General features: G+C 64.5%; 9 protein-coding genes. 3 read left to right on the top strand and 6 right to left on the bottom strand.

Annotated elements, in window-relative coordinates; translation table 11 throughout:
* Window positions 1-13 precede the first annotated feature (13 nt).
* Genes FBZ88_RS22055 through FBZ88_RS22045 form a run of 3 tightly spaced genes read left to right on the top strand, consistent with a single transcriptional unit; the run spans window position 14 to window position 2,000 of the window.
* Complete coding sequence (locus FBZ88_RS22055) at window positions 14-1,207, top strand: PP2C family protein-serine/threonine phosphatase (protein ID WP_186464549.1); 1,194 nt, start codon at window positions 14-16, stop codon at window positions 1,205-1,207.
* A gap of 12 nt (window positions 1,208-1,219) precedes the next feature.
* Window positions 1,220-1,552, top strand: a complete 333-nt coding sequence (locus FBZ88_RS22050) for an STAS domain-containing protein (RefSeq protein ID WP_145613769.1) — start codon at window positions 1,220-1,222, stop codon at window positions 1,550-1,552.
* Between the two features lie 10 nt (window positions 1,553-1,562).
* Window positions 1,563-2,000: an ATP-binding protein gene (locus tag FBZ88_RS22045; protein WP_145619277.1), complete on the top strand. Its 438-nt coding sequence runs from the start codon at window positions 1,563-1,565 to the stop codon at window positions 1,998-2,000.
* Window positions 2,001-2,004: 4 nt separating this feature from the next.
* Here FBZ88_RS22045 and FBZ88_RS22040 read toward each other — a convergent pair whose 3' ends face one another.
* The 6 genes from FBZ88_RS22040 to tssH all read right to left on the bottom strand — a co-directional run bounded on the left by FBZ88_RS22040 (window position 2,005) and on the right by tssH (window position 8,285).
* Complete coding sequence (locus FBZ88_RS22040; protein WP_145619276.1) at window positions 2,005-2,442, bottom strand: hypothetical protein; 438 nt, start codon at window positions 2,440-2,442, stop codon at window positions 2,005-2,007.
* Complete coding sequence (locus FBZ88_RS22035; RefSeq protein WP_088875536.1) at window positions 2,439-3,389, bottom strand: hypothetical protein; 951 nt, start codon at window positions 3,387-3,389, stop codon at window positions 2,439-2,441. Before FBZ88_RS22035 ends, FBZ88_RS22040 begins: the two co-directional genes overlap by 4 nt.
* Window positions 3,390-3,429: 40 nt before the next feature.
* Complete coding sequence (locus FBZ88_RS22030) at window positions 3,430-3,921, bottom strand: hypothetical protein (protein ID WP_145619275.1); 492 nt, start codon at window positions 3,919-3,921, stop codon at window positions 3,430-3,432.
* Between the two features lie 135 nt (window positions 3,922-4,056).
* Window positions 4,057-4,917, bottom strand: coding sequence for a hypothetical protein (locus FBZ88_RS22025; protein WP_145619274.1), 861 nt, complete (start codon window positions 4,915-4,917; stop codon window positions 4,057-4,059).
* Between the two features lie 103 nt (window positions 4,918-5,020).
* On the bottom strand, window positions 5,021-5,497 hold the full coding sequence (locus FBZ88_RS22020; protein ID WP_040848882.1) for an Hcp family type VI secretion system effector: 477 nt from the start codon (window positions 5,495-5,497) through the stop codon (window positions 5,021-5,023).
* Window positions 5,498-5,642: 145 nt separating this feature from the next.
* Window positions 5,643-8,285 carry a type VI secretion system ATPase TssH gene (gene tssH / locus FBZ88_RS22015; RefSeq protein ID WP_246138798.1) on the bottom strand — a complete coding sequence of 881 codons (2,643 nt, stop codon included), beginning with the start codon at window positions 8,283-8,285 and terminating at the stop codon, window positions 5,643-5,645.
* Window positions 8,286-8,439: the final 154 nt, after the last annotated feature.

Raw genomic sequence — 8,439 nt, 5'->3', positions numbered from 1 at the left:
AGAAACACCACGCGTGCTTATCGTCGATGACGATCCGGTCATGCGGGACCTGGTCAGCGTCATCACCATGGCCCAGGGCTTCGAGGTCCTGCAGGCCAGCGACGGGGCGGAAGGGTTGTCCATCATCCGCAACGCCCCGCGCATCGATTTGGTGATCAGCGACTGGGAGATGCCGTTCATGGACGGCGTCGAATTCTGCCGCCAGATCCGGGCGCTGCATATGCCCAAATACATCCACGTCCTGCTGCTGACCGCGCGTCAGCGGCAGGCGGACTTCCTGGCGGCGATGGAGGCAGGGGCGGACGATTTCCTCAGCAAGCCCTTCAACCCGGCCATGCTGTCGGCCCGGCTGGGGGTGACCAAGCGCCTGCTGGCCCTGCAAAGCCGCCTGATGCAGAACAATGAACTGCTGACGCGGACCAATGAACGGCTGACGGAAACCTACACCAAGCTGCAGGAGGATATGGACGCCGCCGCCCGCGCCCAGCGCCGCCTGCTGCCGGAACCGCTGAAAACCATGGGGCGGGCGCATTTCGCCTCCTGCCTGGTGCCATCGGCCGACATCTCCGGCGACATGTACAATTTCTTCGAGCTGCCGGATGGCTCCATCGGCTTTTACATGGTGGACGTCGCGGGCCACGGCGCCCGCGCCGCCCTGATGTCGGTGACGCTGAACCGCCTGCTGAACGCCGACGCCTTCGTCAACGGTGACGGGCGCCAGCACCACGGCCGGCCGCACGCGCCCCACTCCGTCGTGTCGGAACTCAACCGCCGCTTCGTGCCCGACAGCGAGATCGTGGACTACTTCACCATGATCTGCGGTGTGCTGGACCAGGACACCGGTCAGCTGCGTTTCTGCCAGGCCGGCCATCCCCACCCGGTGGTGGTGCCGCGGAATGGGGCGCCCTACGCCGTGGGCTCCGGCGGATTCCCCGTGGGCCTGCTGGATGGCATGGACTACGATGACACCATCGTGTCGCTGGCACCCGGCACACGGGTGGTGCTGCATTCCGATGGCGTGACGGAATGCGCCTCCCCCGATGGGGAGTTCTACGGCGAAGCGCGCCTGCATAAATTGCTGCATGAAGTACGGGAGCTGCCCATCGACCAGGTCAGCGACGCGGTGCGTGAGGATCTTTACGCCTGGCGTGGCGGTACCGGTTTCGACGATGATGTAAGCGTACTGGCATTTGAAATTCATAGTTGAGGTCGGAGCAGCATGCTTACCATCACGCAAGCAAACGGTACCAACGTCCTGACCATCGACGCCGGCCGCCTGGACGCCGCAATCGCCGTTCGGTTCAAGGATACCTTCCTGGCGCAGGAACTGTCGCCGGGGCCGGTGCTGATCGACATGACGGGCGTGTCGTTCATCGACTCCAGCGGCCTGGGCGCCCTCATTTCCATCGTCAAGCACCTGAAACTGCCGGGCCGCCCGGGCATCTGCGGTCTGCAGCCATCGGTCAAGACCATGTTCTCGCTGACTCGTATGGATCGCGTCTTCGCCATATACCCCGACGTCGCCACCGCTCTCGCCACCCCTGCCCAGTGAGCAAGCCTCCATGGACGCCGGATCGATCCTGCACGTCTCGATCCGGAGTCGCCTGGAGGATGTCGGCTTCCTCACACAATTGCTGGTCGATGCGGCCGGCCAGGCCATCCAGGCGGACTGGATCCTGCTGGAAATCGGCCTCGCGGAGGTGGTGAACAACGCCATCAAATACGCCGCCGGCGGCCTGCCCGACGGGCACGTCACCCTGAAGGCGGACATCCGGGACGGCCAGCTGGTGGTGGAGGTCGAAGACAACGGCCTGCCCATGCCGTCCGACACCCAGTCGGCGTTCGAGCGGGCGGGCGACATGAGCGATGTCATGGCCCTGTCCGGCCGCGGCTTCTCCCTGGTCCGCCACTGCTTCAGCGACGCCCGCTTCCGCAACGAGGACGGCGTGAACCGCGTGACCCTGTACTACCCGCTGGCGCGAGAGACCGTCCCGCTGTGACGCGCTATTCCTTGCGGTAGCGCAGCAGCCAGATGATGGTGGAAATCTGGCAGAGGGCGGCCGCTAGGGTGAAGACGGTCACCAGGACGCTGCCGCCAACACCGCCGGGCTGGGTGAACAGCAGGCCCAAGGCCACGATTGTAGCCACGACCTCGACGGCGAAGATGGCGCTGAGCAACAGGCGAACCAGGCCCTGGGTCTGGCTGGGCACGCGGCCCCAGAAGATCAGGCGAAAGCCGAAGACCAGCGCCCAGCTGAACAGGAAACCCACCAGCCCCGCCCCATCCAGCGCTTCCACCGGATCAAGCTGCGCCCGCAGCTTCAGCGAACCGTCCAGGCCGATGGCCAGGAAAGTGATGCCCACCACCGCGAGCGCCAGGTGGAAGAGATATCCGGGAGAGGGGCGCCGCCAGGCGGGGGCGGAGTGGGTGTCTGTCATCATTTGTGCACCGCGACGCTGTGAACCTGAAGACGGCGGGCGATTTCATGCAGGGCCGATTCATCACCCAAGATCTCTTCCCGGATCATAAGGAAGCCGGAGCCGACGCCAGCGGCGCGGGGGGCGACCTCCAGCGTCATACCGGCGTGGATCTGCTTGGCACGAAGTTGGGACCGCAAATGAGCACGCTCCGCAATCTGCGCATACCGCTCCGCGCGGGAGGCATTGGCGGTGCGCGCCGCCAGCGTCTCCGCCGAACGGGCCGTCGTCAAGTCCGCCTGCAACAGTTCCCGCGCCTCCGCCAGTTCCTTGATGGCTTTGGGACCACCGACGACGATGTCAGGCAGGGTCATGACCGTCGCGATAATGCGGTATTTCTCGGTGTGCTGCTTGAAGGCCTCGGCCCCTTCATCGTTGCCGGCCAGCTCCATGCCGTAGGCGGTACCGTCGGCCACCAGCAGGAAGGCGCCGCCCACCAGGCCGGCGACACCCAGCACGCCCAGCCCGGTGGGGATGAGCGCGATGGAGGCCGCGACGCACAGCACGTCCAGCGCCACGCCCAGGGCGTCATCGCCGTGCGAGGTAAACATGCGGTTGAAGACGCGTCCCACGGCCTGGCTCATGGCCAGGTCGGCCTCGCTCTGCGCGATGGCGGCCTTGCCCTGCGCTTCCATGCAGCTCTCTATGAACGCCTTCACCCGATGCCAGAAGTCGGGCGGCGGCTGATGCTTGGGCGGCGGAGCGGGAATGTGGCTCCACTGGAAAACGAAGATGTCGCCAAAGCCGCCGGCATCGCGCGTAGGGCCACGCAGGGGGTAGACATAGCCGTTGGTGGCCCAGGAAATGCCGACCCCGGGACCGCACACCTTGTCGACATAGGCGCACAGGCAGGTCGTGGCCTCGGTCTCATTGCGGAACGGTCCCCAATCACTGTTCAGGACGACAGCCATCGCGTTTCTCCCACTCTTCTATTTCTGCCGAAAGCGGCTTCTACTGCCGCTTACTGTCTTCCGGGTGTAGGTATTCGCCGAGGCTGGGCCCCGGCGGGCATTCCGTTCCTTGCAATACGTATAAATAGTCATTTGAACGATCTGCTACCTTGAAACATCTCTTATACCCATGAGCCGTCGCCCACAGATCTCCTGCGAATATTCCAAGAATCATAATCGCAATAAAGGCCACGGCGGAGATTTGAATGATGCGAATCTCCGTCGTCATTGGTTTTCTATATTTTCTAAAGATTGCGACGTACATCGCAATTCGGATGCCGTACAAGAACGGTCCAGCAAAAAAACAAAACAGATATCTGCTAAAGAGCACGTGGCTAGCACCACCATTAAACACTAGAAGATCCGGATATGATACCCAGATCAACCAGACAGAGAATACAAACAATATGTCGAGAAAGTAAAAATACCAAGTCTTAAGCGAAGCACGCCCTTGATGCGGCCCATTGTCACGAGTATTCGCAACCGACGTCATCTCATTCTCCGCTCACAGCCAACGGCGCGTGGCCAATCCGTCCACGCTTCATGTCCGCCTTATACAGCCGCCGCACAGTGGACAATAAGCGGACGTGATGCGCCTTTTTCCATGTCACCGTTGACCAAACACTCACTAAAACCCGCTGGAAAGTCGCGGCAGGGTCCAATCATAGTGAACAAGGTCCTCAGCACGCTGCCAAAGCCGATAGATTTTGACCGTGACGCCGTACACTTCCACCGTCGTTTCATAAATGGAGGTCGCGGCCTGCCTGACATCCGCGAAGAAGCCGGCTTCCCGAGCTGCCAGATCGTCCTCAATCTTCATCGCCGCCGCGACCAGTTGGTTGGTCAGCTGGTACTTGTTATCCAACCAAGTAAGAGCCATGCCGGCGAAGAAGCCGGCCGCCACGGTAAGCGCAAAGATAGCCACGACGGGCATCGCCGCCGTACCCACCACGGAAATGACCGCCGCCCCCACGCCGACACCAATCGCGCTGGCTGCCACGGCCTGCGCGATATCGCTTGCGATTTGGACACCTAGCCGGGCAAGGGAGAAATGGTCGGCAAGACACTCCTTGACGATATCGATGGCGATGAAGGCGATGACCGCAATGCGGGTCGCCTTGGCCGCATCCTTCAAAAGCTCCCGCGTGCCGACAACAAAACAGCCGACCTTGGGGTTCTCCAGAGCATACCGGGTTCCAGACAGATTTGGCCGGTGGCCGGCATAGCCTTTGAAAATCAGGTATTGGCGGCCATCGCTGGCGGTTTTTATGTAGGCCAAGCCAAGGACACCCAACAACTTGATCTGCTTGGAAACCTGGATTCCTGATTGGACCAGCTGGGTCAGCGATACAGCGTCGGTGTCGTAGTTGTCTTTCAGACTGTCGTTCAGTTTCATTATATCGTTCAGGTCGAAGATGAAGACCTCATGATCCTCATGCGACACCCGATTAGCCTGAGTGATGACCCGTTGCTGGAATTGAGGATTCATAGTCCGGCGCTCCATCCTTGGATGCATAGACACATACGGTCCAGGCCACCAACTTGGAACCACGCGGGCAGCTGCCCGCCCGCGTGGTCGCTCAAGCGATCGATCAAGCCGACTTGGTGGTGGCCAGGTCGTAGGAGGCGATGATCGGGGACTGCGGGTTGTGCTGGCTGTCGTACGGGGTGTACTTCATCTCCACCTTGGTGAAGTTCAGCACGATCTGCTCTTCCGGCCGGTCGCTGGAGGCCGAGATGTTGTAGGACGAGATCAGGGTGTTGGTCAGGGTGAACTCGATGTAGGTGTCGCCGGGGTTGCCGCTGGTGACGATGTGGATCTTGGCGGTCACGCCCGAACGGCCGCTGCAGGCCTGGGAGAACAGCTTCACGGAGGAGCTGTCGCTGGTCTTGGTCAGCACGACTTCACGCACCGACGGCTCGGAACCTTCGCGGTTGGCGGTGGCGCCGGCCAGGGTGTTCATGGACCGGGTCACGCCCCACTGCAGGGTCTTGATGTCGGTCCACTGCTGATGGTTCTGCTGGGTGGCGTCGCCGGAGATGCCGTCGATCTGCAGGTAAATGGGCATTCGTAGTTCTCCTCACTTCATGGACTTTGGTTGAACGCGGGTTTGCGTCGATGCACCGGACTGGCGGGCGGCCAGCGGCCGGTGCGGTAGGTACGGTGCGCCGGGTGACCCCAAGCGGCTTGGGTCCGGGCGGTGCCTTGGCGGCTTATTCCGCCGCGGACTCCACCATCGGCCTTTCGGCCAGTGGCACCGTTTGGATGTCGATCCGGAAATCCCCGGCCTCGTCATCCCAATCCACGGTCGCGGCGGCGATGGTGCGCCGGGCGGCCAGGGTTTCCAGAAGGCGCTTGGACAGCGCCGGCATCAGGCTGCGCGACAGCACATGGTCGATGGCGCGGGCCCCGACGTCGCTTTCGCCGCACCGGGCCACCAGCCGTTCGATCACCGCCGGCGACACGGACAGGACGGCGCCGTAGGTCTGCTCCACCCGCTGGCGCAGGCGGCCCAATTGCAGGCCGACGATGTCGCGCAGGCGTTCCGCCGTCAGCGGCAGGTAGGGCACCACCGTGACCCGGCCCAGGAAGGCCGCCTTGTAGTGCTTCAGCAGTTCCGGATGCAGCGCGGCCGTCAGGCCGGCCAAATCCGGCAGGGTCTCGCGGTCGGCGGCCAGGGCCGTCAGCAGGTCGGACCCGGCGTTGGACGCCATCAGGATGGTGGTGTTGCGGAAGTCGATGTCGCGACCTTCGCCGTCGCGCAGCACGCCCTTGTCGAACACCTGGTAGAAGATGTCCTGCACGCCGGGGTGCGCCTTTTCCATCTCATCCAGCAGCAGCACGCCATAGGGCCGGCGGCGCACCGCCTCGGTCAGGATGCCGCCCTCGCCATAGCCGACATAGCCGGGCGGTGACCCCATGAGGAGGGAGACCTTATGCTCCTCCTTGAACTCCGACATGTTGATGACGGTCAGGCTCTGTTCCCCGCCATACATCATGTCGGCCAGCGCCAGGGCGGTCTCGGTCTTGCCCACGCCGCTGGGGCCGGCCAGCAGGAAGATGGCCGGCGGCTTGCGCGGGTCGGCGATACCGGCCCGGGCGGTGTGCAGCACGTCGGCGATCAGATGCAGGGCGTCGTCCTGGCCCACCACCCGCTGGCCCAGGCGCCCTTCCAGGCCCAGCACCGTCTCGATCTCGCTGGACAGCATGCGGCCCACGGGGATGCCGGTCCACCGCGCCACCACCTCGGCCACCGCCTGCGCGGTGACGTCGTGGTGCATCAAGGGCTCCTCACCCTGATAGTCGGTGAGATCCTGGTGCAGGCGGGCGTGGCGCCCGCGCAGGGCGGCCGCCTCCGTATCGCCCTGCGCCGTTTCCAGCGATCCCCGCACACCGACGATTTCGTCGATCAGGCGGCGCTCTTCCGTCCAGCGCCGGTGCAGGTCGGCCTGGCGCACCTGGGCGTCGGCCAGCCGTTCGTCCAGGGCGGCGATGACGTCGCCATGGTCGGCACCCAGCGCCACCTCCCGCAGCAAGGAGGCCTTTTCCGCCTCCAGCCCTTCCGTCTCCCGGGCCACGGCGTCCAGCGCCTCCGGCCGGCCGGCCTGGCTCATGGCCACCATGGCGGACGCGGTGTCCAGCACGCTGACGCACTTGTCGGGCAGTTGGCGCCCGGTAATGTAGCGGTGGGACAGGTGCACCGCCGCCCGCACCGCCGCGTCCAGGATGCGCACGCCGTGGTGCTTCTCCAGCGTCGGGACCAGGCCGCGCATCATCGCGATGGCGGTCTCCTCATCCGGCTCGTCCACCTTCACCGGCTGGAAGCGACGGACCAGGGCGGCGTCGCGCTCGATATAGCGCTTGTATTCCGCCCAGGTGGTGGCGGCCACCATGCGCAACGCGCCACGGGCCAGATCGGGCTTCAGCAGGTTGGCGGCGTCACCCTGCCCCGCCTGGCCGCCGGCACCGATCAGGGTGTGCGCCTCGTCCACGAACAGGATGATGGGCTTGATCGAGCCCTTGACCTCATCGATCACGCCCTTCAGGCGGTTCTCGAACTCGCCCTTCACCCCGGCGCCGGCCTGTAAAAGGCCCAGGTCCAGGGTGCGGATGCTGACCTCGCGCAGGGCCGCCGGCACCTCACCCGCGGCGATGCGCAGGGCCAGGCTTTCCACCACGGCGGTCTTGCCCACGCCGGCCTCGCCCACCAGGATAGGGTTGTTCTGGCGGCGGCGGGTCAGGATGTCGATCACCTGCCGCACCTCGGCATCGCGGCCGGTAATGGGGTCGATGCGGCCCTGGGCCGCCTCCGCCGTCAGGTCGATGGTGTAGGCGTCCAGGTTGGGCGTACGTCCGCCGGGCTTGCGCGCAGCCTGGCTATCAGCGGCGGCGGTGGCCTCGGGAAGCTCGGCCTCGATCAGGGCGTCCAGCGCCTGCGGGTCGATGGCCTCCAGCGCGGCGGCCAGATCGCCAAAGGCTAAGGCGCCCTTGTCATCGGCCACCAGGGCCGCCAGCAGGTGCAGGGGCGACACCGCCCCGGCCTTGAAGCGCAAGGTGGCCAGGAACCAGGCCTCGCGCATCAGCGACACGACGCGCGGCGAGAAGGCCGGGGCGCGGCTGCTGCCGGTGCGGCAGCGGGCAAGCCCGCGCTCAAGCGCGCGCTCCAGCGCCTCCGGCCCCAGACCCACTTTGGGCAGCGCCTGGCGCAGGCCGGTGTCCGGCCGGTCGAGCAAGGCATGCAGCCAGTGCTCGATCTCGATCTCATAGTGGGTTTTGGCCATGGCACCGCCCGCGGCGGCTTCAAGCGCCCGCCGTGCCGTGGCATCCAGCCCATCGACCAGCGTCCTTAGATCCATCGAATCCATTTCAAGACCCGCGCTTTTGGTTGACGTATTCCCCTACCCCCATCGTCCGACCCAGGTCCGCCGATGGCACGACTGCAAAAATAAAACTCGAACGGCAATTGGAACTTACCCAATAGTTATAGTATCGAATTTTCCGCCCGTTATT

The sequence above is a fragment of the Nitrospirillum bahiense genome, assembly GCF_007828025.1.
Classification (GTDB): domain Bacteria; phylum Pseudomonadota; class Alphaproteobacteria; order Azospirillales; family Azospirillaceae; genus Nitrospirillum; species Nitrospirillum amazonense.
Note: the sequence above shows the minus strand (reverse complement) of the source record. Positions and strands in the feature narration are given on the sequence as shown.

Excerpts from the sequence above, each read along its gene's own strand:
- FBZ88_RS22050 (WP_145613769.1), top strand. The coding sequence starts at position 1,220 with ATGCTTACCATCACGCAAGCAAACGGTACCAACGTCCTGACCATCGAC.
- FBZ88_RS22045 (WP_145619277.1), top strand. The coding sequence starts at position 1,563 with ATGGACGCCGGATCGATCCTGCACGTCTCGATCCGGAGTCGCCTGGAG.
- FBZ88_RS22040 (WP_145619276.1), bottom strand. The coding sequence starts at position 2,442 with ATGATGACAGACACCCACTCCGCCCCCGCCTGGCGGCGCCCCTCTCCC.
- FBZ88_RS22035 (WP_088875536.1), bottom strand. The coding sequence starts at position 3,389 with ATGGCTGTCGTCCTGAACAGTGATTGGGGACCGTTCCGCAATGAGACC.
- FBZ88_RS22030 (WP_145619275.1), bottom strand. The coding sequence starts at position 3,921 with ATGACGTCGGTTGCGAATACTCGTGACAATGGGCCGCATCAAGGGCGT.
- FBZ88_RS22025 (WP_145619274.1), bottom strand. The coding sequence starts at position 4,917 with ATGAATCCTCAATTCCAGCAACGGGTCATCACTCAGGCTAATCGGGTG.
- FBZ88_RS22020 (WP_040848882.1), bottom strand. The coding sequence starts at position 5,497 with ATGCCCATTTACCTGCAGATCGACGGCATCTCCGGCGACGCCACCCAG.
- tssH (WP_246138798.1), bottom strand. The coding sequence starts at position 8,285 with ATGGATCTAAGGACGCTGGTCGATGGGCTGGATGCCACGGCACGGCGG.